The 21,671-nt window shown below is 61.2% G+C and carries 22 protein-coding genes and 1 pseudogene; 14 read left to right on the top strand and 9 right to left on the bottom strand.

Annotated features, from left to right (window positions below; translation table 11 throughout):
* Positions 1-7 precede the first annotated feature (7 nt).
* Entirely contained in the window at positions 8-931 is a 924-nt protein-coding gene (locus ACF8EF_RS24520; protein WP_003254610.1) for a LysR family transcriptional regulator, read from the bottom strand.
* 48 nt (positions 932-979) lie between these two features.
* Between ACF8EF_RS24520 and ACF8EF_RS24515 the strand changes: the two genes are divergently transcribed.
* From ACF8EF_RS24515 to ACF8EF_RS24505, 3 genes are all read left to right on the top strand, one after another.
* Positions 980-1,294 carry a hypothetical protein gene (locus tag ACF8EF_RS24515; RefSeq protein ID WP_012051530.1) on the top strand — a complete coding sequence of 105 codons (315 nt, stop codon included), beginning with the start codon at positions 980-982 and terminating at the stop codon, positions 1,292-1,294.
* A 108-nt stretch (positions 1,295-1,402) separates the two neighbouring features.
* Entirely contained in the window at positions 1,403-2,002 is a 600-nt protein-coding gene (locus ACF8EF_RS24510; protein ID WP_176685573.1) for an FMN-dependent NADH-azoreductase, read from the top strand.
* 254 nt (positions 2,003-2,256) lie between these two features.
* Entirely contained in the window at positions 2,257-3,132 is an 876-nt protein-coding gene (locus tag ACF8EF_RS24505) for a carboxylate/amino acid/amine transporter (RefSeq protein WP_392462470.1), read from the top strand.
* Between the two features lie 42 nt (positions 3,133-3,174).
* Here the strand turns inward: ACF8EF_RS24505 and ACF8EF_RS24500 are convergent, their stop codons facing one another.
* Positions 3,175-4,473 (bottom strand): mechanosensitive ion channel family protein, encoded by a 1,299-nt coding sequence (locus tag ACF8EF_RS24500; protein WP_392462468.1) that lies wholly within the window; start codon positions 4,471-4,473, stop codon positions 3,175-3,177.
* Positions 4,474-4,576: 103 nt separating this feature from the next.
* Here ACF8EF_RS24500 and ACF8EF_RS24495 point away from each other — a divergent pair, with 103 nt between their 5' ends.
* Positions 4,577-5,938: a DEAD/DEAH box helicase gene (locus tag ACF8EF_RS24495; RefSeq protein WP_012051553.1), complete on the top strand. Its 1,362-nt coding sequence runs from the start codon at positions 4,577-4,579 to the stop codon at positions 5,936-5,938.
* 71 nt (positions 5,939-6,009) lie between these two features.
* Here ACF8EF_RS24495 and ACF8EF_RS24490 read toward each other — a convergent pair whose 3' ends face one another.
* A complete protein-coding gene (locus tag ACF8EF_RS24490) occupies positions 6,010-6,282 on the bottom strand; it encodes a hypothetical protein (protein ID WP_339534903.1) in 273 nt (90 codons plus the stop codon).
* 462 nt (positions 6,283-6,744) lie between these two features.
* On the opposite strand from ACF8EF_RS24490, the gene ACF8EF_RS24485 reads away from it, so the two are divergent.
* The 5 genes and pseudogenes from ACF8EF_RS24485 to ACF8EF_RS24465 all read left to right on the top strand — a co-directional run bounded on the left by ACF8EF_RS24485 (position 6,745) and on the right by ACF8EF_RS24465 (position 10,194).
* Positions 6,745-7,233, top strand: coding sequence for a type VI secretion system tube protein Hcp (locus ACF8EF_RS24485; protein ID WP_176685194.1), 489 nt, complete (start codon positions 6,745-6,747; stop codon positions 7,231-7,233).
* Between the two features lie 9 nt (positions 7,234-7,242).
* Positions 7,243-8,216 (top strand): annotated as a pseudogene (locus ACF8EF_RS24480) (hypothetical protein).
* Complete coding sequence (locus ACF8EF_RS24475; protein WP_392529377.1) at positions 8,213-8,590, top strand: hypothetical protein; 378 nt, start codon at positions 8,213-8,215, stop codon at positions 8,588-8,590. The pseudogene ACF8EF_RS24480 and the gene ACF8EF_RS24475 overlap by 4 nt, the downstream one beginning before the upstream one ends.
* 176 nt (positions 8,591-8,766) lie before the next feature.
* Positions 8,767-9,162, top strand: a complete 396-nt coding sequence (locus ACF8EF_RS24470; protein WP_176685197.1) for a transcriptional regulator — start codon at positions 8,767-8,769, stop codon at positions 9,160-9,162.
* A 105-nt stretch (positions 9,163-9,267) separates the two neighbouring features.
* Positions 9,268-10,194, top strand: a complete 927-nt coding sequence (locus ACF8EF_RS24465; RefSeq protein ID WP_176685198.1) for a DMT family transporter — start codon at positions 9,268-9,270, stop codon at positions 10,192-10,194.
* A 100-nt stretch (positions 10,195-10,294) separates the two neighbouring features.
* Here ACF8EF_RS24465 and ACF8EF_RS24460 read toward each other — a convergent pair whose 3' ends face one another.
* Positions 10,295-11,467 (bottom strand): MFS transporter, encoded by a 1,173-nt coding sequence (locus ACF8EF_RS24460; protein ID WP_176685199.1) that lies wholly within the window; start codon positions 11,465-11,467, stop codon positions 10,295-10,297.
* A 105-nt stretch (positions 11,468-11,572) separates the two neighbouring features.
* Between ACF8EF_RS24460 and ACF8EF_RS24455 the strand changes: the two genes are divergently transcribed.
* Together ACF8EF_RS24455 and ACF8EF_RS24450 are read left to right on the top strand one after the other, a co-directional pair.
* The gene (locus ACF8EF_RS24455; RefSeq protein WP_176685200.1) at positions 11,573-12,466 is read left to right on the top strand and encodes a LysR family transcriptional regulator; all 894 of its coding nucleotides are present in this window, start codon (positions 11,573-11,575) and stop codon (positions 12,464-12,466) included.
* Positions 12,467-12,590: 124 nt separating this feature from the next.
* Complete coding sequence (locus ACF8EF_RS24450) at positions 12,591-12,719, top strand: PA1414 family protein (RefSeq protein WP_256122388.1); 129 nt, start codon at positions 12,591-12,593, stop codon at positions 12,717-12,719.
* Between the two features lie 127 nt (positions 12,720-12,846).
* Here ACF8EF_RS24450 and ACF8EF_RS24445 read toward each other — a convergent pair whose 3' ends face one another.
* Positions 12,847-14,226: a sodium:solute symporter gene (locus ACF8EF_RS24445; RefSeq protein ID WP_176685201.1), complete on the bottom strand. Its 1,380-nt coding sequence runs from the start codon at positions 14,224-14,226 to the stop codon at positions 12,847-12,849.
* Between the two features lie 152 nt (positions 14,227-14,378).
* Positions 14,379-15,329: an agmatinase gene (gene speB, locus ACF8EF_RS24440; protein ID WP_129932884.1), complete on the bottom strand. Its 951-nt coding sequence runs from the start codon at positions 15,327-15,329 to the stop codon at positions 14,379-14,381.
* A 224-nt stretch (positions 15,330-15,553) separates the two neighbouring features.
* On the opposite strand from speB, the gene ACF8EF_RS24435 reads away from it, so the two are divergent.
* The 3 genes from ACF8EF_RS24435 (at position 15,554) to ACF8EF_RS24425 (ending at position 18,814) form a co-directional block, all read left to right on the top strand.
* Positions 15,554-16,447 carry a LysR family transcriptional regulator gene (locus tag ACF8EF_RS24435; RefSeq protein ID WP_003254585.1) on the top strand — a complete coding sequence of 298 codons (894 nt, stop codon included), beginning with the start codon at positions 15,554-15,556 and terminating at the stop codon, positions 16,445-16,447.
* 137 nt (positions 16,448-16,584) lie between these two features.
* Positions 16,585-18,150: a PAS domain-containing methyl-accepting chemotaxis protein gene (locus ACF8EF_RS24430; RefSeq protein ID WP_176685202.1), complete on the top strand. Its 1,566-nt coding sequence runs from the start codon at positions 16,585-16,587 to the stop codon at positions 18,148-18,150.
* 64 nt (positions 18,151-18,214) lie between these two features.
* Entirely contained in the window at positions 18,215-18,814 is a 600-nt protein-coding gene (locus ACF8EF_RS24425; protein WP_392462467.1) for a tRNA-uridine aminocarboxypropyltransferase, read from the top strand.
* 62 nt (positions 18,815-18,876) lie between these two features.
* Here ACF8EF_RS24425 and ACF8EF_RS24420 read toward each other — a convergent pair whose 3' ends face one another.
* From ACF8EF_RS24420 to ACF8EF_RS24410, 3 genes are all read right to left on the bottom strand, one after another.
* Positions 18,877-20,235 carry a TolC family outer membrane protein gene (locus ACF8EF_RS24420; protein ID WP_176685204.1) on the bottom strand — a complete coding sequence of 453 codons (1,359 nt, stop codon included), beginning with the start codon at positions 20,233-20,235 and terminating at the stop codon, positions 18,877-18,879.
* Between the two features lie 311 nt (positions 20,236-20,546).
* The gene (locus ACF8EF_RS24415; RefSeq protein WP_176685205.1) at positions 20,547-20,912 is read right to left on the bottom strand and encodes a YbaN family protein; all 366 of its coding nucleotides are present in this window, start codon (positions 20,910-20,912) and stop codon (positions 20,547-20,549) included.
* Between the two features lie 7 nt (positions 20,913-20,919).
* Entirely contained in the window at positions 20,920-21,507 is a 588-nt protein-coding gene (locus ACF8EF_RS24410) for a YecA family protein (RefSeq protein WP_010955200.1), read from the bottom strand.
* Positions 21,508-21,671: the final 164 nt, after the last annotated feature.

The following is a 21,671-nucleotide window of genomic DNA, read 5'->3' as shown; positions in this document are numbered from 1 at the left end:
GGTCCTCTCAGGCTTGCGGGGGGGCTGCGAAGGGCACGTCCAGTGGCGCGGTGTCAAAATTGCGCAGCAGGTCGATGAGAATCTGCGTGGCCGGGCCCAGGGTCTTCTCTTTGCTCGAGTAAAGGTAGAACAGTGGGTGGCGGCTGCCACCCTGATCCAGCGGCAAGGGCTTGAGCACGCCTTCGCGCAGTTCACGCTCGATCATGTGACGGGGCAGCCAGGCAAAGCCCAGGCCGCTACTGACGAAGGTGGCGGCGGTGCCCAGGCTGCCGACAGTCCAGCGCTGCTCGGCGCCCAGCCAGCCTACGTCACGCGGTTGGGCGCGGCCGGAATCGCGGATCACCACCTGCAGCTGGCTTTCCAGGTCCTGGAAGGTCAGTTCACGTCCCAGGCGGTGCAGGCTGTGCTCGGGGTGGGCGACGGCGATGAACTCCACGGCGCTCAATTCGGCACCCAGGTAGCCGCCGATGCTGTAGCTGCTGATGGCCAGATCGGCGATGCCTTCGTGCATCACTTCCTCCACGCCAGACAGCACCTCTTCACGCAGGCGCACCCGGCAGCCGCGGCTTTGCGGCATGAACGCAGCCAGCGCGCGCACCAGGCGGGCACTGGGGTAGGCGGCATCGACCACCAGGCGCACCTCGGCTTCCCAGCCTTGTTCCATGTGGTGGGCCAGGTCTTCGAGCTGGCTGGCCTGTTTGACCAGGTGGCGCGAGCGGCGCAGCAGCACATTGCCGGCCTCGGTCAGCACCGCCTTGCGGCCATCGATGCGCAACAGCGGCACGCCCAGTTGCTCCTGCATGCGGGCCACGGTGTAGCTGACCGATGACTGCGAGCGGTGCAAGGCCTCGGCGGCCTGGGCAAACCCGCCGTGATCGACCACTGCTTGCAGGGTTCGCCACTGGTCAAGGGTTACGCGTGGCGCTTTCATCTTTCGCTCCTGTTGTCCTAAGCTGCGCTCTTTCAAGGAGAACGGCCCATGAAGAAATGTTGTGCGGCAATACTGATGTGCCTGCCCCTCGGGGCCATGGCTTATCCCATCGATGTAGAGAAGGAGCTGACCGGGGTCAAGCTCGACTACACCGCCTATGACACGGCCTATGACATTGGCGCCATCACCCTCAACAACTATGGGCAGGTCCCGGCGGCGTGCAAGGTGACCTTTCGCAATGGGCCGGAGGCACCGCGGGTGCGCCGGGTGAACGTACCGGCAGGTAAAAGCGTCGATGTCACCGCCAAATTCAATCGACAAATCATCAAACTGCGCATCGCCTTGAACTGCAGTGCGGAATAAACTGATTAATCGATAGATTGGACCCACTTTTTACGCTTTTTTATCGATAGGTCAAGCCTTAATCTCACCTCCATCGAATCGCTCCCTTTTTGCCGATGGAGGCACCCCATGTCCCGCGTACTGATCATCGAAAGCAGCGCCCGCCAGCAGGATTCCGTTTCCCGTCAGCTGACCAAGGATTTCATCCAGCAATGGCAGGCCGCTCACCCAGTCGATCAGATCAGCGTGCGTGACCTGGCTGTAAACCCGGTGCCGCACCTGGACGCCAACCTGCTGGGTGGCTGGATGAAGCCCGAAGAACAGCGCACCGCCGCCGAACTGGAGGCCCTGGCCCGTTCCAACGAGCTGACGGATGAATTGCTGGCTGCCGACGTGCTGGTGATGGCGGCGCCCATGTACAACTTCACCATCCCCAGCACTCTCAAGGCCTGGCTGGACCACGTGCTGCGTGCGGGTATCACCTTCAAGTACACCCCGACCGGCCCGCAAGGCCTGCTGACCGGCAAGCGCGCCATCGTCCTGACTGCCCGCGGCGGCATCCATGCTGGTGCCAGCAGTGACCACCAGGAACCGTACCTGCGCCAGGTAATGGCTTTCATCGGCATCCACGATGTCGACTTCATCCATGCCGAGGGCCTGAACATGAGCGGCGAGTTCCACGAGAAGGGCGTCAACCAGGCCAAGGCCAAGCTGGCGGCGGTGGCCTGAGGCTCACGAATTCCCAACCCTGACACCTGTTTTTGCTCCTTTGGGTGTACCTGCCCGGCTTGTATGGCCGGGTTTTTTTATGCCTGGGGTTTTGAGGTCGCCAGTGCCGGCCTATTCGCTCGCCGGAAGATATGCAGGTCCCTGTGGGAGCGGGCGTGCCCGCGAAGAGGCCGGTACAGCCCCTACATTCCTCATGGTTGAACTCATTCGCCGCAACCCGCTAAGGTCGCCGCCTTGATTCACGAGAGGCAACCATGGGCTACCTGATAATCGTCGCGCTGATCCAGGCGTTTTCCTTCAGCCTGATCGGCGAGTACCTGGCCGGGCACGTTGACAGCTATTTCGCGGTGCTCGCGCGGGTACTGCTGGCTGGCCTGGTGTTTCTGCCGCTGACCCGCTGGCGCCACGTCGAGCCGGGCTTCATGCGCTGGATGCTGCTGATCGGTGCGTTGCAGTACGGCATCACCTACGTTTGCCTGTACCTGAGTTTCCGCGTGCTTACCGTACCGGAGGTGCTGCTGTTCACGATCCTCACGCCGCTACACGTGACCTTGATCGAAGATGCCCTGAACCGGCGCTTCAACGCTTGGGCGCTAGTGGCCGCGCTGGTCGCAGTGGCCGGCGCCGCCGTGATCCGCTTCGACAGCATCAGCGGCGAGTTCTTCATCGGCTTCCTGCTGCTGCAACTGGCCAACTTCACCTACGCTGCCGGCCAGGTGCTGTACCGTCACCTGGTCGCTCGCTACCCCAGTGACCTGCCACACTACGCCCGCTTCGGGTACTTTTACCTCGGCGCGTTGCTGGTGGTGCTGCCGGCCTTCTTGCTGTTCGGCAACACTCAGCACCTGCCGAGCACGGATGTGCAATGGCTGGTGCTGCTGTTCCTGGGCCTGTGCCCGACGGCGCTGGGGCTGTACTGGTGGAACAAAGGTGCATGCCTGGTTTCTGGCGGTACGCTGGCGGTCATGAACAACCTGCATGTGCCGGTAGGGCTGCTGCTGAACCTGTTGATCTGGAACCAGCACGAGCCGCTGGGGCGGCTGTTCATCGGTGGGGGGATCATCCTGGCGTCGGTGTGGCTGAGCCGCCTGGGTGGGCGCGCACAGGCGCCGCTGGCCGGCAAGGCCTGACGCGCCCTTTGATCCGGGGGCTGCTAGGCAGCCCCGGCACTCTCAAGCTTCGCTCACTTCTTCCAGGCGATGCGGCAGCGCTTCAACCGAGCGCCCCGCCAACCCCACCCGCATGTCATTGCCACTCGGCTGCTGATACAGGCTCAAGCCGAACTCCGGCAACACTGCCAGCAGGTAGTCGAAAATATCCCCCTGAATCCGCTCGTACTCTTCCCACGCCGTGGTGGTAGTGAAGCAGTAAATCTCCAGCGGCACGCCTTCGGCCGTGGTCTGCATCTGCCGCACCATGCAGGTCATGTTCTTGTGCACGTTGGGGTGGTTCTGCAGGTAAGCCAGGGCAAAGGCACGGAAGGTACCGATATTGGTCAGCTTGCGGCGGTTGGCCGACAGCTCCGCCACCGGCCCCAGCGCCTCGTTCCAGCTCTGCAGTTCCTGGCGCTTTGCGGTCAGGTAGTCACCCAGCAGCCGCACCTGGTTCAGGCGCTGCTCTTCTTCGCGGGAGAGAAAGCGTACGCCGCCGGCGTCGATGAACAGGCTGCGCTTGATCCGTCGGCCACCGGACTGCTGCATGCCGCGGTAATTGCGGAATGACTCGCTCATCAGGCGCCAGGTGGGGATGGAAACGAGGGTCTTGTCGAAGTTCTGCACTTTCACCGTGTGCAAGGTGATGTCTACCACGTCGCCATCGGCGCCTACCTGCGGCATTTCGATCCAGTCACCCACATGCAGCATGTCGTTGCTGGTCAACTGCACGCTGGCGACGAATGACAGCAGGGTGTCCTTGTACACCAACAGCAGCACCGCCGACATCGCACCCAGGCCGGACAGCAGCAACAGCGGCGAGCGGTCGATCAGGGTGGCGACGATGACGATCGAGGCGAAGATCCACAACATCAACTTGGCCAGTTGCACGTAGCCCTTGATCGAGCGGGTGCGGGCGTGTTCGGTGCGGGCATAGATGTCGAGCAGGGCATCCAGCAGGCACGACAGCGCCATGGTCATGAACAGCAGGGTAAAGGCCAGGGCGACATTGCCGAGGAAGTGCTGGGCGGTGTCGGACAGCTCAGGCACCAGCTTCAGGCCGAATTGCAGCACCAGTGACGGGGTCGTTTGTGCCAGGCGGTGGAATACCTTGTTGTGGCGCAGGTCGTCCAGCCACTTCAGCGCATGCTGACGGGCCAGCAGGCGCCCGCCTTGCAGTACCAGGAAGCGCGCCAGGCGGCCGACTATCAGGGAAATGAGCAGCAGTGCCGCCAGGCCGATGGCGGCGTGCAGCATTGGATGTTGGTCGAGGGTGCCCCACAGGTCGAGGGAATCACGCCAGATTTGTTGGATATCCATGGGCTTGCGTACAGTCTTGTTGCGAAACGAAGCTGTATTAGAGCGCGGATAGCGACAAAGTTGCCAAAAGAAATTCGGCTAAGGCGGCAGAAAACGTTACCCTATGCAACTGAATTTCCCGCACTTGTCTGAGGTTACCTCCGTGTTCTCCCAATTCGCCCTGCATGAACGCCTGCTTAAAGCCGTGGCCGAGCTTAAATTTGTCGAGCCAACCCCGGTGCAGGCCGCGGCCATCCCCCTGGCCCTGCAAGGGCGTGATCTGCGTGTGACTGCGCAGACCGGCAGCGGCAAGACGGCGGCCTTCGTATTGCCGCTGCTCAACCGTCTGGTCGACCTCAGCGGCCCGCGTGTCGAGATTCGCGCGTTGATCCTGCTGCCGACCCGTGAACTGGCCCAGCAAACCCTCAAGCAGGTGCAGCTGTTCTCGCAGTTCACCTACATCAAGTCGGGCCTGGTTACTGGCGGTGAAGACTTCAAGGAACAGGCCGCCATGCTGCGCAAGGTGCCCGACGTGCTGATCGGCACCCCGGGTCGCCTGCTCGAGCAGCTCAATGCGGGTAACCTCGACCTGTCCCACGTGCAGGTCCTGATTCTGGACGAAGCCGACCGCATGCTCGACATGGGCTTTGCCGAAGACATGGAGCGCCTGTGCAAGGAGTGCGAAAACCGCGAGCAGACCTTGCTGTTCTCGGCTACCACCGGTGGCGCGGCCCTGCGCGATATCATCGGCAAGGTGCTGAAAGACCCTGAGCACCTGATGCTCAACAGTGTCTCGCAACTGGCCGAAGGCACCCGCCAGCAGATCATCACCGCCGACCACGACCAGCATAAAGAGCAGATCGCGCAGTGGTTGCTGGCCAATGAAACCTTCGACAAGGCGATCATCTTCACCAATACCCGTGCCATGGCCGACCGTATCTATGGTCACCTGGTGGCCAAGGACGTGAAGGCTTTCGTGCTGCATGGCGAAAAGGACCAGAAGGACCGCAAGCTGGCCATCGAGCGCTTCAAGCAGGGCAGCTCCAAAGTGCTGGTTGCGACCGACGTGGCAGCCCGTGGCCTGGATATCGACGGCCTGGACCTGGTGATCAACTTCGACATGCCACGCAGCGGTGACGAGTACGTCCACCGTGTGGGCCGTACCGGCCGTGCCGGTGGTGAAGGCCTGGCGATCTCGCTGATCACCCACAACGACTGGAACCTGATGTCGAGCATCGAGCGCTACCTCAAGCAGCAGTTCGAGCGCCGGGTCATCAAGGAAGTGAAGGGCACCTACAACGGGCCGAAGAAGGTCAAGGCCTCGGGCAAGGCGGCCGGTAGCAAGAAGAAAAAGGTCGAGAAGAAGACTGGCGACAAGAAAGCTGCCGCCAAGCGCAAGCCTACTGCCAAGCCGAAGGCCAACGCGCCTCTGGCCAGTGCTGACGGCCTGGCGCCGCTGAAGAAGCGCAAGCCTGCTGCTGAATAATACTCACGCAGGCCCTTTGCAGAAGCGACGCAAGTTCGCATCTGCGAAGGGCGTGCGCAGGCGACGAACGATCACTCCGCCTTTTTCTCTGCCTGTTTCAACTCCTTGATCCGCTGGTCGATCAGCTGACACTTGTCGGGCAAGTCCTTGCTCGCCGTCCCCAGATCCATCCCCTGAAGCTCATCATTGATCTCCTTGGCCTTTTGCGGGTTCTGCTCGGTCAACTGAGTGACCAGCCCGGCCAGCTCCTCACGTTTCTGCGTTGCTTCTTCACGTGTGCATGCCCAAGCGGGCAGGGCGCAGAGCAGGGCAGTGGCACAGGCTATGGGCAGTAGCGGTTTCATCCTTCCAACCTCCGGCGGTAGTGATGCCCGGTGGAGGGCTGTGGGGGCAGGGAAGTTCAGGGCTTGCGACCGATGGAAGATTTCTTTGGTGGTGGTCCTTGGGAGACCGAGCGCCGCGCGGGCGGCGCTCGATTTGCGCAATCTCCCCACACACAATCCGCAGCCCTTTTTCCCCAGTATCGCGTGCAGAGATTTTTTGTCGTCACAACGGTCTTGGTCGAGATCTAAAAATTTGCTCGAACCCTTTGAGAGCGGGCTGACTTCATCGGCAAATCTGTAAGCAATTTCCCAAAGTAGCCTTGTTTGCTCGCGTTCTATTGCCCCGCCAGGTGTGGGGAGCTAGGGTCAATCGCACCTGAGGGCACGCAGCGCAATCCGCCCTTCGCCTTCGGGAACTACCTCAAGACGGCGATCTCGAAATGCCGTCGTTATCAGCCCAATCCTTACCAAGGAGAGGTAAGCATGGCCTTCGATGCTTATATTCAAATCGCAGAGATCACTGGCGAAGCACTGGACGAGCAGTACGCCAACTGGATCGAGATCATCGGCTACAAGTTCGGCGCCAACCAGAGCACCTCTGCCACCGCAAGCTCCGCGGGCGGCGCATCTTCCGGGCGGACCACGCTCACCAACTTCACCTTTACCAAGTATCTGGACAGCGCCAGCTGCAAGCTGCTTGAGGCCAGCTGTGCCGGCCAGCACCTGAAGGAAGTGAAGCTGGTGGTGTGCCGGGCCGGTACCGAAAAGCTCAAGTACTACGAAGTCATTCTCGAAGAAGTGATCATCGCCGATTACGCCCAGAGCGCCAGCGCCGGGGTGCCGATAGAAGTGATTCAATTGAACTACGGCCGCATCAAGACCACCTATACGCGGCAGAAGCGCCGCGACGGCAGCGCGGGCGGCAACGTGACCGGCGGCTGGGACCGCATCGCCAACAAGAAGTATGCGTGAGGTGCGACCATGTCCGAGGCACGCAGCTTTATCAATCCTCAGGCGCAATCGTTGAGTCGCTGAAGGCCGGCACGCCCATGTCGGCCAATCAGCGGGCCAAGTTTGATGTGCTAAATGCGCATATCGCCAATGGCGTGGTTGTTGGAGGGGAACTGGTGATTGTTGGTGACCCCAGTACGCCATTGTGTACGAGCCATGAGGCTTTTTTAATGGCGAAGGCAGCGGGAATACATCATCAGCTGGAGGTCAATGGTGCTGGGGTGGATGACTTCTTTCTGGACAACTACGAGATGCTGAAAAGTTTCCTCACCCACGCCTCCATGGGGGCTGGCGCTGTAAGCGATGGCTGGAGTAGGCACCTTGAGTCGATCAAGAAGACCCTGGAAGATATTGAGGTCTTACATCGTCAATATTTGAGAGATGGCACATTTAAGGGGCGTAATGAGTTTTATGCCAGGCGAATGACCTTATTCATGAAGCTAGAAGAGCAGCTGAATAAATTGGCTGCGTACGGTTCAGGCCTGCGAAATAGAGGTTCGGTGAAGAGAGTCCTCGAGATATCAACCAAGAGCTACCTGCATACGGGTGAGATTGCTGGGTACGCCGAGAAGATCGCAGGAATCTCGAGAGCAGCCAATTTGATAAAGAAGGGTACTTATATCGGCTTGGGGCTCGACGTGGCTTCAACAGGGCTAAGTATTCATCATGCATGTACCTTTGGACGCTCTGAAGACTGCAGAAAGGCCAAGTATGTGGAAGGCGTCTCTCTGGTTGGCAGTACGGGGGGATCGATCACTGGCGGGGCGATTGGTGGATTTCTAGGGGGAACTGGTTGCGTGCTTTTCCTTGGAGTGACGACAGGCGGTCCGGGGGCTCTCGCGTGCACTGTCATTGGCGGTGCCGTGGGTGGCGCTACAGGCGGTTCGATCGTAGGTGATATCGGTGAAATGCTTGGTGAGTTGATATATGAGGTGGCGCAATGATTGAGTTCGACGCCAGGTGGTTAGGCCTTCCCTTGATGGTGGCTATTTTCATAGTCATATTTATATGGGTTTATGTCTCGGTTCGCTATGTGAGTCAAATAGAGTCGTTGCTTTCTAATAGTTTGATGGTTTCTGGTAATAAAAAGATTTTTGGTCATGCAGGTTTGGTAGGTAAAGTGATGCGTACCGGCTCGGCATCCGTGATGTTGTCGATGAGGGCGATTTGCGTTCGTAAAGGCCTTCTAGACGTTCAGGATGTAAAAAAATTTCCTGGTGGATTGCGCCGCATGCTGGTTAGCTTGTGGTTTCTTCATGTCGCTATTTTCTTGTCGCTCATTGGCCTTTGGAGCTGGTTGAAATTGGGGGGTTATTAAATTTCGTGTCTGGACAGGAAAATTTGCGCCTATCGTAGTGTTTTCAGCGCCTGGGAGACCGGGCGCCGCCCGCGCGGCGCGCAACAACGCCAGCGCTAAGCGCTTCGGAACGCTTGGCAACCTTGGCAGGTCCCAACCTGTGTACCCCTTTTCGTCCACAGCAGGAGCCCATAGCCATGAGCATCGCCTACGACTGGGACCTGATCGAACGCTTGCTGCACGAAGTGCAGAACGGCGCCGGTCACAGCTTCACGCCCCGCCCCTATGCCGAGCAGCATGCTGCTGCACTGGCCGCCAAGGGTGAGCCGGTGGGTGACCTGGATCACCTGAAAACCCGTGCATGCGAGTATGAAAAGCTGCTATTCGAGCGCGGATTCATTGAATGCCGGCCTGAAGAGGACGGCGGCAATGGCGAAAACTTCGTCCTGACCGAACGCGGCTCGCGCTTGATGAGCCTGATCGACAGCAGCATCCCCGGCTTCGAGCACCCGCGCCAGGTGCTGGATGAGCAGGAGGATGCGCTGGACGAAACGACGTTCGAACAGGTATCTGCGAAGGCACAGATTGCTTGAGGTCGTTTTAAGGCTGGCAAGTGCAGCGTTCAAAACCCGATAATCGGTAGCTTCTGAACGCTGCCGAGCCTTGCCCATGCCTACGATCACCCCAGAGGCCCGCTTATGAGCGCGGTCCGCAAGAACCCTGATGCCTTTGCCTTCCAGGTAATGCTGGGGCTTTGCCTGATCTGGGGCTGCCAGCAGGTACTGATCAAGACCGCCGCCGTCGACATCGCGCCCGTGATGCAGGCAGCACTGCGCAATGGCATTGCCGCTGTGCTGGTAGGCCTGATGCTGTGCTGGCGGGGAGGCTGGGAGCAGGTCGGCAGCACCTGGCGCGCTGGGTTGCTGGCGGGCGGGCTGTTCGGGGTGGAGTTTCTGTTCATTGCCGAAGGGCTGAAACTGACCTCGGCGGCGCATATGTCGGTGTTCCTCTACACCGCGCCGGTATTTACCGCCTTGGGCCTGCATTTTCGGCTATCCAGTGAACGCTTGCGGCTGTTGCAATGGCTGGGCATTCTGCTGGCCTTCGGCGGCATAGCCATGGCCTTTGCCGGTGGCACTTCGTTCGAGCACATGGACGGCCGCACCTTGCTGGGTGATGCCTTTGGCGTGATCGCCGGGCTGGCTTGGGGCGCGACTACGGTGGTGGTACGTTGCTCACGGCTATCGGAGGCGCCGGCAACCTTGACCCTGTTCTATCAGCTGGCGGTCGGGTTTGCCGGGCTGCTGCTGATTGCCCTGGTCAGCGGGCAGATCGGCGCGGTGTCGCTGACGCCGCTGGCTATGGGCAGCGTGTTGTTCCAGGGGATTGTGGTGTCGTTCGTCAGCTACCTGACCTGGTTCTGGTTGCTACGCAAATACCTGGCGTCGAACCTCGCGGTGTTTTCCTTCATTACCCCGTTGTTTGGGGTGACCTTTGGCGTTTTGCTGTTGGACGAGCCGCTCAGTGCGAATTTCGTGGTGGGGGCGTTGATGGTGTTGCTGGGTGTGATCCTGGTAAGTGCCGAGCCTTGGGTGAAACAGCAATTGCGGCGGTTGGTAGGGTGATGCGTTGCCTATACCGGCCTTTTCACGGGCAAGCCCGCGCCTACACAGCCGTTGTAGGCGCGGGCTTGCCCGCGAAGAGGCCGGTACAGACTGCATCGATTCAGGATGCAACCTTGGCCTGACAGGCGCTTCCCTGTTGTGCATTACCCGGCAACTGGACCAACCCGCCAGCCACCGCCAACCCGCCCGCCGCCAGCATCAATGCGGGTTGCAGCCCGCCGCTGTAATGGCTGCTGAGCGCGGCCAGCAGCGGACCACTCAACTGCCCCAAGGCAAAGCACGCGGTCAGCAGCCCGGCATTGCGCTGTGTGGCATGTGGCGCCAACTCGCGCGAGCGTTGCATGACCAGTTGCATGCAGGCCAGGAATGGCCCGCCACACAGCGCAACACCCAGCGCCAGGCCGGTCCCTCCACCCATCAGGCAGGCCAGCACACCCAGCCCTTGCAACCACAGGGTGACGGTCAACCAGGTTGAAGTGCGACCGCCACGGCGCACGCTCACCAGCAGGACGCCCAGCGCCGCCGCCAGGCCAAACGCCGGCCAGAACAGGTCGGCCAGCCACTGCCCGCGAAACTGCTGATTGGCCATCTGTGACAGAAAGGTAGCTGGCAGGATGTAGCCCATGCCATACAGGCCATACACCAACCCCAGGCGGCCAGTGCCGACACTGCGCGTCGGGCCTTGTCGTACTGGCAACTGAGTCGGCGCGGTTTGCAATGCCCGTGGCAACCATGGCCGCACGGCCAACAGCATCACCAGGGCAGCCACGGCATAGATCAGCCACAGCGCTGCCGAGCCCAGTCCCTGCACATGTGCGGCCATTGCCAGTAGCCCGGTCACGGCAATACCCAGGCCGGGCCCGGCGAATACCAGCGCTCCCAGGCGTTGGCGGTTGTGCACATTGGCTACCTGCTGGCTGAGGCTGGTGATCATCACCAGCACCCAGGCGCTGGCTACGCCTGTGCCAAAGCGCAGCAGCAGGTGGCCCCAGAAGCCGTCGGCAGCCCACGAGGCCAAGGTCAGCAGCACACACAGCCACAGCCCCGCATGCAGGCGCAGGCGTACCTGGCCTGGCGAGCGGGCGAACATGGCGTCCACCGCGCCCACGAAATAGCCCAGGTAATTGGCCGCCGCGACCAGCCCGGCGACTGTCAGGTCGAACTGGCCTTCGGCAATCAGTTGTGGCAGTTGCGGGGTGAGGGCGAAACGACCGATGCCCATGGCCATCATCAGCGCCACGGCGCTGGCGAGCAGTTGAATGAGTGGCGACATGACAGGTCTCCTGCGCAGATAAAGTGATGGCTGGCAGGTTAGGGCGCTTTTATTTTCAATAAAATTGAATAATGATGATCAAGTTGTTCTGTTTTGGAGAATGCTGTGGAATTCAGCCAACTGCGTATCTTTCAGGCCGTGGCCGAGGAAGGCTCGGTTACCCGTGCCGCAGAGCGTCTGCACCGGGTGCCATCAAACCTCTCCACGCGCCTGCGCCAGCTCGAGGAGCAGTTGGGCGTCGAACTGTTCCTGCGCGAACGCCAGCGCCTTCAGTTGTCGCCAGCAGGCAAGGTGCTGCTGGACTATGCCAACCGCATGTCAGCCTTGCGCGACGAAGCGCTGGGCGCCGTGCGTGGCGGTCAGCCGGCTGGGGACTTCGTGCTGGGGACCATGTACAGCACGGCGGCGACCCACCTGCCGGGGTTGCTGGCGCGCTATCACCAGGCTTACCCGCAGGTGAACCTGCAAGTGCGTGCTGCACCCAGCGGCGAGTTGCTTGAAGGGCTGCTGAACCACACCCTGGATGCTGCTCTTGTGGACGGGCCACCGAGCCTTGCCGGGCTGGATGGCGTGCCGCTGTGCGATGAGCAACTGGTACTGATCACCAGTCCCGAGCACATGGCGGTACGCACCGCCAAGGACGTGGCGGGCAAGGCGGTGTTCACCTTCCGCCAAGGCTGCTCGTACCGCATGCGTCTGGAGGCCTGGTATGCCCATGCCCATACGCCGATGGGGCGGGTGATGGAGATCGAGTCGTACCAGAGCATGCTGGCCTGTGTGATCGCGGGTGCGGGTGTGGCGATGATGGCCCAGTCGATGCTCGACAGCCTGCCTGGACGTGATCGGGTGAGGGTGCACCCGCTGCAGGCGCCTTTCGATCAGGCGGTCACCTGGCTGATGTGGCGCCAGGGTATGCGCGGGGCTAATCTGCAGGCATGGATCGACCTGCAACAAAGCGAAACGATTAACCAGTCGTCGGAATGCGCCGCCACGGCTTGATCCGCGTCAAAATGGCCCTTATCTGTAGGAACAGAGGCATGCGTAATACAGGACATCGGGCTATGATCTGTATGAAACATCGCAGGATTGATTCGCCGTGAGGCTGACCCGTCAAGGGGGCATTATGAATAAACCACTGTCAAACTGGCTCCACGACCTGGCCGTCGCCTTGGGGCTGATTCCACCACCCCTGCAGCCGGTACCGATCCCGACTGATGAAGAGCAGCGCAAACGTCAATCACGTCGTCGCTGATTAACGACAGAGGCCGCTGCACCCGAGTGTGTGCAGCGGCCTTTTTGTGTCTGTTGATTGTCTATTGCCTGTACTGGCCCTTTCGCGGGCAAGCCCGCTCCTACAAGTGAAAGGGCCGGTACAACGGTCAGGCCAGCTTCACCGCCGCTACTGACTTGCGCGACACCAGGCTCACCACTACAAAGCTCACCAGCCCTACTGCCAAGCTGTAGTAGATCGGCGTATTGGCTTCCATCCCGTCCATGAACATGAACAGCAGAGCGGTGGCAAAGCCCAGCGACATGCTGGCAATCGCGCCTGCGGTGGTCGCACGCTTCCAGAAGATCGCCCCGATCAGCGGGATCAACATGCCGCCGACCAGCAGGTTGTAAGCCAGGGTCAGGGCGTTGATCACATCATTTACCACCAGCGCGATGCCCAGCACCACCAGGCCAGTGAGCAGGGTGAACAGGCGGCTGGTACCCAGGCTCGACTGCTTGCCGCCACGCAGCTTGGGCAGCAGGTCTTCGGTCACGGTGGTCGAGGCAGCCAGCAGGCCGGCACTGGCGGTGGACATCATCGCCGCCAGGGCCGCGGCCATCAGCAGGCCACGGATGCCATCGGGCAAGGTGGTCTTGATCATCTCGGCAAAGGCGTTGTTCGGGTTGGCCAGGTCGGGCATCAGCACGTGTGCAGCCATGCCAATCGCCGCACAGGCCAGGCCATACAGCACGCAGTACACACCAGCGGTGGTACCGGCACGCTGACAGACCTTTTCGTCACGGGCGGTGAACACCCGCTGCCAGATGTCCTGGCCGATGAGGATGCCGAAGAAGTAGATCAGGAAGTAGGTGATGATGGTGTCCCAGCCAATGGTAGTCAGCTGGAAGCTGGCCGCTGGCAATTTGGCCACCAGGGTGTCCCAGCCACCGGCCTTGTACAGGCACACTGGCAGCAGGATGAACATCAGGCCGACGGTCTTGATCACGAACTGGACGATATCGGTCAGGGTCAGCGACCACATGCCGCCGATGGTCGAGTACAGCACTACCACGCCACCGCCGAGCATCAGAGAAGCCCAGAACGGCAGGTCCAGCAGCACCTGCAGGACCGTGGCCATGGCCAGGGTCGAGGTGACCCCGATCATCAGTGCATAAGCCAGCATGATGACGGCGCTGGCCTGGCGTGCGGTGGGGTTGTAGCGCTGTTCCAGTACCTGGGTCACGGTGAAGATGCGCAGGCGCAGCAGCGGTTTGGCGAGGAACAGGTTGATGGCGATGATGCCCATGCCCAAGGCTGCGCACAGCCAGAAGCCGGAGATGCCGTGGACGTAGCCCAGGCGCACGGTGCCGACGGTGGAGGCGCCACCGAGTACGGTGGTGGCCATGGTGCCCATGTACAGCACCGGGCCGAGATTGCGCCCGGCTACCAGGTAGTCTTCATGGGTTTTCGCGCGGCGCATGCCATACCAGCCAAGCCCGAGCATGCCGGCGGTATAGATCATTACAACAATGATGTCCAAGGCCATTGGGGTCTCCCGATTATCTTTATTATGGCGAGATCGACCACGCGGGCGGGGTTCATGGCGCCCGGCGGTCCTGTCGTGTGTTGGCGGGCCTCAGTGGCCCTCCCTCATGGCTCCTGCCGGGGTGTAACGGTTTCAGGCTCTGTATGAAAAGCCTAGCGACGCACCACGCCCGGTAGCACGCAGAGCATCTCGAACAGCAGGTTGGCACCGAGCAGCGAGGTGTTGCCGGTGGTGTCGTAAGGCGGGGAGACTTCGACAAGGTCACAGCCGATCAGGTCCAGGCCGTGGCAGCCGCGAATGATCTCCATCGCCTGGATGGTGGTCAAGCCGCCGATTTCCGGGGTTCCGGTACCGGGCGCCCAGGCCGGGTCGATGCCATCGATGTCGAAAGACAGGTAAACCGGGCCACCGCCGACTTTTTCCCGCACTTCGGCCATCAGTGGCTCCAGTGACTTGTGCCAGCACTCTTCGGCCTGGACCACGCGGAAGCCCTGGCGACGGCTCCAGTTGAAGTCATCGGCGGTGTAGCCCTGTGCGCGCAGGCCGATCTGCACCACGCGCTCACAGTCGAGCAGGCCTTCTTCCACGGCGCGGCGGAAGGTGGTGCCGTGGGCGATCTTCTCACCGAACATGTGGTCGTTGACGTCGGCGTGGGCATCGATGTGCACCAGGCCGATCTTGCCGTGTTTCTTGTGCAGTGCGCGCAGGATCGGCAGGGTGATGGTGTGATCGCCCCCCAGGGTCATGGGAATGACGTTGTGCTCGACGATCTCGTCATACGCTTCTTCGATGATGCGCACGGCGTCCAGCAGATTGAAGGTGTTGATTGCCACATCGCCGATATCGGCGACCGACAGCGAGTCGAACGGGGCGGCACCGGTAGCCATGTTGTACGGGCGGATCATCACCGATTCGGCGCGGATCTGCCGTGGGCCGAAGCGAGTGCCGGAGCGTAGCGAGGTACCGATATCCAGTGGTACGCCGATGAAGGCAGCATCCAGGCCTTCGGCGCTTTGCAGGTGGGGGAGGCGGAGCATGGTGGCGATGCCGCCGAATCGCGGCATTTCATTGCCGCCCAGTGGTTGGTGGAGAGTCTTGTCCACGGTGGGCCTCATCAGTCGGTCGATTGTTGTGTTTGTTCGAACCTGTGCCGCCGCGCGCCATTCACGTGTGGTTTGCCGGCGGGCAGGGACATTTCGGCCAAGTCTGCTCAAGGTAGTGCCCGGGAAGAATCGCTACCGACAAATACTTAGTTCAGGATTTTCTGAACTAAAGGCGGGTGGAGCGGTTAGACTGCGCGCACATACCCTTGTGGAACCGTTGCACCATGGCCTCGACCTTGCCCGACCTGAAACTGCTGCGCATCTTCATCAGCGTGGTGCGCCACCAGGGCTTTGCCAACGCCCAGCGCGAGCTGAACCTGTCGACCTCGGCCATCAGTACCTACATGAGCCAGCTGGAGGGCGCCTTGGGTATCGTGCTGTGCCACCGTGGTCGGGGTGGCTTCAGCCTGACCAGCAAGGGCGAGCTGTTTCATCAGGAGACCCTGCGCCTGCTGGCCGAGCTGGACGGTTTCGAGCAGTATGCCGCCGCCCTCAAGGGCGAATTGCGTGGCACCCTCAACCTTGGGGTGATCGACTCCACAGTCGGTGACCGCGCCTTGCCGCTGGCCGAAGCCATCGGTGCCTACAGCCAGGAACACCCAGCAGTGCACCTGCATCTGTCGGTGTCCAGCCCCTACGAGCTGCAACTGGGGGTGCAGGACAACCGCCTGGACCTGGCCATCGGCGCGTTTTCTTCGCGGATGAGCGGCTTGCTCTACCAGCCGTTGTACCGCGAACAGCACTGGCTGTACTGCAGCAGCCGCCACCCGTTGTATGCCGAGCGGCGCATCCCCGAGCAGGTGGTGACCCAGCAGCGCATGGTCGGGCGTGGTTACTGGAGCCAGGCCGAACTGGCCCGGCATGGCTTCAAGCACAGTGCAGCGACGGTTGAAAGCATGGAGGCGCAGCTGATCCTGATCCTTTCCGGGGCCTATATTGGCTACTTGCCTGAGCACTACGCCCAGGCCTGGGTCGACAAAGGTGACTTGCGCGTGCTGTCGCCGTCGACCTTTGGTTACCAGGCCCCGTTCTCGCTGATCATTCGCCGCGGACGTAGCCGTGAACCGTTGATCCAGACCTTCCGTGACCTGCTGAAAAGCCAGCTCAACGTGGGCTGAGATGCGACGCATTCATGCATTCCGTCGGGAGGGGGTTAAAATCCGGTAAACGTTGGCCGCTAACCTGATAGCGCTCTGCTACATATCAACTTGCGCTGATGATTTTCCCTCATTTCATCCTGCAAGGATCGCCCAAGATGCGCATGAATTTGCCCGTCACTGAGCACGAAAGAACCTTCCCCGGCGATCAACGCCTTATTTCCACGACTGACCTCGACAGCCGCATCACCTACTGCAACGACGCCTTTGTTGCGATCAGCGGCTTTACCTACGACGAGCTGGTCGGTCAACCGCACAACCTGGTGCGCCACCCGGACATGCCGCCGGCAGTGTTTGGCCACATGTGGGAAACCATCAAGCAGGGCAAACCCTGGATGGGCATAGTCAAGAACCGGGCGAAGAACGGCGATTACTACTGGGTAAGCGCTTACGTCACGGCGATCTACGAACAGGGCCGGATCAGTGGCTACGAGTCGGTGCGCTCGGTGCCCACGCGCGAGCAGATCCGCCGCGCCGAGGCATTGTATGCGCGCTTGCGCGATGGCCGCGGCCCGGTGCCTTGGGCTGCCCGCCTGGGGCACGGCCTGGGCCATGGCTGGCCGCTGATCGGCGCCGGCCTGCTGTCGGCGGCGGGTTACCTTTGGCTGCCACCCTATGCCGCACTCGCGGTGCTGATGGCAAGTCTGCTCCTGGCTTGGTACGTGGTCGAGCGCCGGCAGAACCAGGCCATCCGCCGCACGCTGGCCGAGCATCCCAAGGCCTTTACCAGTCCGTTGGTGGCACTGACCTACAGCGACAACCCAGGCCTGCAGGGCCAGCTCGACCTGGCTATCATCAGCGAAGAAGCCCGCCTGCAAACGGCCCTGACCCGGCTGGTGGATGCCGGGGTCGGGGTAAAGTCGCGGGCGGCGCAATCTTCCGACCTGTCCGATGCCCAGGCGCAGATGCTCGACCGGCAGCGCAGCGAGACCGACCAATCCGCCACGGCTATCGCACAGATGGCGGCAACCATCCAGCAGGTTACCCACAACGTGCAAAGCACGGCACACGCGGCAGGTGATGCCGACCAGCTGGCGCAGCAGGGCAGCGAGCTGGCCCTGAAGAGCCTGCAGGCCATGGGCAGCATGAGCGATGCAGTCAATGACATTGGTCAGGCGGTCAACGCCTTGGCCGAGCAGACCCAGTCGATTGGTAGTGTGGTCGACGTGATCACTTCGATTGCCGAGCAGACCAACCTGCTGGCGCTTAACGCCGCCATTGAAGCGGCGCGCGCCGGTGAGCAAGGGCGCGGGTTCGCCGTGGTGGCTGATGAAGTGCGGTCGTTGGCGCAGCGCACCCGTGCGTCGACCGAAGAGATCCACCATATCATCGCTTCATTGAGGGCCGGGGCGGAGCGAGCGGTGAGCACTGCCAGCCGGGGCGAGCAGATTTCCCGGGACAGTGTGCACAGTGTCGAGGCGGTGCAGGCGGCGCTGAGCGGGATTGCCCAGGCGGTCAGCCGCATCACCGGCATGAGCCAGCAGATGGCCACGGCATCGGAGCAGCAAACCCATGTGGCAGAAGACATCAACCAGCAGATCGTGAGGATTGCCCAACTGTGCGACCAGAGCGCCGGGCAAGCCAGGCAAGGCGCGGAAATCAGCCAGGACCTCGAGCGCATGGCGGAGTACCTGCATAGCCTGGCGGAAAGGTTCAACCGTTGAAATCGCGGGGCCCGCTAAGCGGGCCCCGGTTATGTGGCAAACTGTCCCCGCCAAGGAGACCGCCATGCCCAGACCCCGCTGCGAGCGCTGCCAGCGCCCGCTCGACCATTGCCTATGCCCACTGATCCCCGCGCTCGACAGCCGCACCCGTGTGATTCTGCTGCAGCACCCCAGTGAAACTGCCCACGCCCTGAACACGGCGCGCCTGGCTGCCCTTGGCCTGAACAATGCCGAACTGCGTATTGGAGAGGTGTTCGATGACCTGCATGACCTGCTCGCCACCCCCGGATACCACCCGGTGCTGTTGTTCCCTGGTGATGATGCTCAGGTGCTGACAGCGTATGGCGAGGCGGGCGACAAACCTTTGCTGCTGATCGTACCCGACGGCACCTGGCGCAAGGCGCGCAAGCTGCTGTACCTGAACCCGTTGCTGGGGAGGCTGCCACGGGTGACGCTGGGGCAGGTGGCCGCTTCACGCTATCGGTTGCGCAAAGCGCCGGAGGCGGGTGCAGTGTCGACGATCGAGGCGGTGGTCGGGGCATTGAACACGCTGGAGCAACCGGCCTGCTTCGATGCACTGTTAGCGCCGTTCGAGGCGTTGATCGAGGGGCAGATCAGGGCCATGGGTGTAGAGACGTTTCAGCGTAATCATGGCCGCGGGTGAGGGTTGGGGGCTGCTTTGCAGCCCATTCGCAGCACAAAGCGGCCCCGCTACCTCAAATCCGCTCAACGCATCTCAGGCAGACGTGCCTCGGTGCGTACTTCGGTAGTCGCCAGCGCCTCTGGCGGCAGCGAAATATGCTGTTTGCTCAGCAATTCACCCATGGTCGCCAGTACGCGGTAGCGCGAGAACTCTTCGGTATAACGCACCTCGGTGTAGCGGCGGTCGGCGTTGTACAGCTCGTTCTCACTGTCGAGTACGTCCAGCAGGGTGCGCTGACCCAGGCCGAACTGGTCCTGGTAGGCCGCACGCACACGTTTGGTGGTCTCGGCGTATTCGCGCGCGGTCGGCAGCTGCTTGCTGGCGTTGTTCATGGCATTCCACGCCAGGCTCAGGTTCTCGGTCAACTCACGCAGGGCGTTGTTGCGAATGTCCAGTGCCTGGTTGATCTTGTGCGCGTCCGACTGCAGACGAGCCTTGTCGCTGCCCCCGCGGAACAGGTTGTAGTTCATCTCCACGCCAGCTTGCCAGTCGTTGTTGTTGTGGCCTTTTTCGCCGCCGGTGTTGTTGTTGGCACCGGTTGCCAGAATGGCGTCGAAGCGTGGGTAGAAAGTCGACTTGCCCACTTCGTACTGCTTCTCGGCGGCGTTGACGTCAGCCTGGGCAGACTTGATGTACGGGTTGTTCTGACGCATGCCATCGCGGGCTTCTTCGAGGGTGCCTGGCACCTCGCTCTTGATGGTCTGCGGGCTTTCCAGCTCGTCCGGGGCACGGCCGATCACACTGAAGAAGTTGGCCTCGGCATCGGCCAGGTCGACTTCGGCGGTGTCCAGGTTGTTTTCTGCCAGGGCGCGACGGGCGCGGGACTGGTCGAGGTCGGCGGTGCTGCCGACGCCGCGCTCGTTGCGCAGGCCAATCTGGTCGTTGACGCGCAGGTGAGCTTGCAGGTTGTTCTTGGCCAGGGTCACCAGTTCACGGCGTTTGAGCACCTCCAGGTAGACCTCGACTGCACGCAGTGCGACATCCTGGGCAACGGCCTGGGTGTAATAGGCGCGGGAGGTAGAGACCGCCTCGGTGCGGCCCACTTCATTCGCGGTGTTGAAGCCGTCGAAGATCATCTGCCGCAGACGCAGCTCGGACTGGGTGTAGTTGAGGGTTTCCTTGTTGTGATTACCCGCAGCGCGGGTAGTGGCGTTGTCCGAGCGCTGGCGGCCGTAGCCGGCAACCAGGTCCACGGAAGGGTAGTAGCCACCACGCGCGAACTTCACGTCTTCATCGGCCGACAGCTTGCTGTTACGGTTGGAGCTGACTTGTGGGTGGTAGTCCACGGCGCTTTGGACAGCCTCGGTAATCGACATCGCCTGTACGTTGGCACTCGCCAGGGCCAACAATAAAGCACTGGTGATGGGGTTCAAAACGCGCATGGTACATCTCCCTGATCCTGGAATTGATCCTGCTGCTCGCCAAAAAAATGACGATAAACTTATCGCGTATAGTGTTGCAGGTTTTTAACAACACAGCTAAGTACATTCAACGCGATAGGTAAGAAGATTTATTCATATCAAATTGCCATAAAAGATCTTTATTGTCTAATAAGTGTGCATTCAAGCGCACGAAATGGACACGAAGAATGCCTTGAAAACCAATGGATACAAGGGCTATGCGCAGTTCCAGAACTAATTCGGATAAAGAGGGTGTTGATTAGGCGAAAGCGATATTTGGCGACAAAATATTGTCACTTTGGCTTGTGCAGGGTTTTCAGGCTGAGAATGTACAGGGTGACCAATGTGGCACTGGTCAGCATGAAGGTGCGCGCCCAGAACAGCGGCACCAGATAGCACGACAGGCCAATGCTGGCCCACATCAGGCCGATGGCGTAGACCTTGCCCTTGAGGGGGATGCCTTCACCACTGAGGTAGTCACGGATCCATGGCCCCAGCTTGGGATGATGGACCAGCCAGTGATGGAAGCGCGGCGAGCTGCGGGCAAAGCAGGCCGCCGCCAAAAGCAGGAATGGGGTGGTGGGCAATACCGGCAGGAATATCCCCAGCACCCCCAGCGCAACGCTGAGCCAGCCCGTGGCCAGCAGCAGGTAGCGCACAGCTTGCTCAGTGGTGGCGTGGCTTGAGCAGCGCCGGTTTTTCGTCAGGGGCGTGCAGCAGCAGGAACAGTGCACTCAGCGCCTCGGGGATCTGCACGATCATGTCATCCTGCAGGTTGGCGTTGCTGGCGATGTCGGCGAACTCTGGTTGCTCGTCAAACAACCCCGAACCCACCATGATCGGCAGCAGCATCTCGCTGACCTCTTCTTCGGCGTTCTCGAACCACGCCTCTTCCCGCAGGAACACGCCTTCCATGAAGCCGATGCACCAGCCGCGCAGGTCGGAATCGTCCGGCTCATCGGTCAGGTCGAGGTCGCATGGCAGGTCGAATTCTTCGTCGCTGGCCAACTGGCGGGCAATGTGCGCCTTGAGCGCCACCAGGGTGGCCTCGATTTCGGTGCGCTGGGCTTCGCTGGCGTAGTGCGGCTCTTCGGCGAACAGGGCGTCGATCCACTCGCGCTCGGGCACGTCCTCGGCGTTGATCGAAAGAGCAGTGAGGTAGCCATGTGCGGCGACGTAGTCCAGCGCTTCTTCGTGCAGCTCGTCGGCGTCGAGGAAGGCTTGCAGGCGGGTCAGTTGCTCGGCGAAGGACATTACAGGGCTACCTTGGGGAATAAACGATAACGAATTCTAGCACCTTGCAGCGGCAGCGGGGCAAAGGGAACGTCTATCGCCGTGGTGCCTGTGCAGGGCGGTGCTGCGGTATACTCCGCGATTTTTCATCCAGGGGCAGGTTTTGCCGGCTGCCTGGCAAAAAC

This window comes from Pseudomonas sp. zjy_15 (assembly GCF_043101865.1).
GTDB lineage: Bacteria > Pseudomonadota > Gammaproteobacteria > Pseudomonadales > Pseudomonadaceae > Aquipseudomonas > Aquipseudomonas putida_Y.
The sequence above is the reverse complement of the archived record's forward strand: the minus strand, read 5'-3'. Positions and strand labels throughout refer to the sequence as shown.

What these genes read in the sequence shown, in the direction of transcription:
- ACF8EF_RS24520 (WP_003254610.1), bottom strand. Translation starts at nt 931, where the DNA reads ATGAAAGCGCCACGCGTAACCCTTGACCAGTGGCGAACCCTGCAAGCA.
- ACF8EF_RS24515 (WP_012051530.1), top strand. Translation starts at nt 980, where the DNA reads ATGAAGAAATGTTGTGCGGCAATACTGATGTGCCTGCCCCTCGGGGCC.
- ACF8EF_RS24510 (WP_176685573.1), top strand. Translation starts at nt 1,403, where the DNA reads ATGTCCCGCGTACTGATCATCGAAAGCAGCGCCCGCCAGCAGGATTCC.
- ACF8EF_RS24505 (WP_392462470.1), top strand. Translation starts at nt 2,257, where the DNA reads ATGGGCTACCTGATAATCGTCGCGCTGATCCAGGCGTTTTCCTTCAGC.
- ACF8EF_RS24500 (WP_392462468.1), bottom strand. Translation starts at nt 4,473, where the DNA reads ATGGATATCCAACAAATCTGGCGTGATTCCCTCGACCTGTGGGGCACC.
- ACF8EF_RS24495 (WP_012051553.1), top strand. Translation starts at nt 4,577, where the DNA reads ATGCAACTGAATTTCCCGCACTTGTCTGAGGTTACCTCCGTGTTCTCC.
- ACF8EF_RS24490 (WP_339534903.1), bottom strand. Translation starts at nt 6,282, where the DNA reads ATGAAACCGCTACTGCCCATAGCCTGTGCCACTGCCCTGCTCTGCGCC.
- ACF8EF_RS24485 (WP_176685194.1), top strand. Translation starts at nt 6,745, where the DNA reads ATGGCCTTCGATGCTTATATTCAAATCGCAGAGATCACTGGCGAAGCA.
- ACF8EF_RS24475 (WP_392529377.1), top strand. Translation starts at nt 8,213, where the DNA reads ATGATTGAGTTCGACGCCAGGTGGTTAGGCCTTCCCTTGATGGTGGCT.
- ACF8EF_RS24470 (WP_176685197.1), top strand. Translation starts at nt 8,767, where the DNA reads ATGAGCATCGCCTACGACTGGGACCTGATCGAACGCTTGCTGCACGAA.
- ACF8EF_RS24465 (WP_176685198.1), top strand. Translation starts at nt 9,268, where the DNA reads ATGAGCGCGGTCCGCAAGAACCCTGATGCCTTTGCCTTCCAGGTAATG.
- ACF8EF_RS24460 (WP_176685199.1), bottom strand. Translation starts at nt 11,467, where the DNA reads ATGTCGCCACTCATTCAACTGCTCGCCAGCGCCGTGGCGCTGATGATG.
- ACF8EF_RS24450 (WP_256122388.1), top strand. Translation starts at nt 12,591, where the DNA reads ATGAATAAACCACTGTCAAACTGGCTCCACGACCTGGCCGTCGCCTTG.
- ACF8EF_RS24445 (WP_176685201.1), bottom strand. Translation starts at nt 14,226, where the DNA reads ATGGCCTTGGACATCATTGTTGTAATGATCTATACCGCCGGCATGCTC.
- ACF8EF_RS24435 (WP_003254585.1), top strand. Translation starts at nt 15,554, where the DNA reads ATGGCCTCGACCTTGCCCGACCTGAAACTGCTGCGCATCTTCATCAGC.
- ACF8EF_RS24430 (WP_176685202.1), top strand. Translation starts at nt 16,585, where the DNA reads ATGCGCATGAATTTGCCCGTCACTGAGCACGAAAGAACCTTCCCCGGC.
- ACF8EF_RS24425 (WP_392462467.1), top strand. Translation starts at nt 18,215, where the DNA reads ATGCCCAGACCCCGCTGCGAGCGCTGCCAGCGCCCGCTCGACCATTGC.
- ACF8EF_RS24420 (WP_176685204.1), bottom strand. Translation starts at nt 20,235, where the DNA reads ATGCGCGTTTTGAACCCCATCACCAGTGCTTTATTGTTGGCCCTGGCG.
- ACF8EF_RS24410 (WP_010955200.1), bottom strand. Translation starts at nt 21,507, where the DNA reads ATGTCCTTCGCCGAGCAACTGACCCGCCTGCAAGCCTTCCTCGACGCC.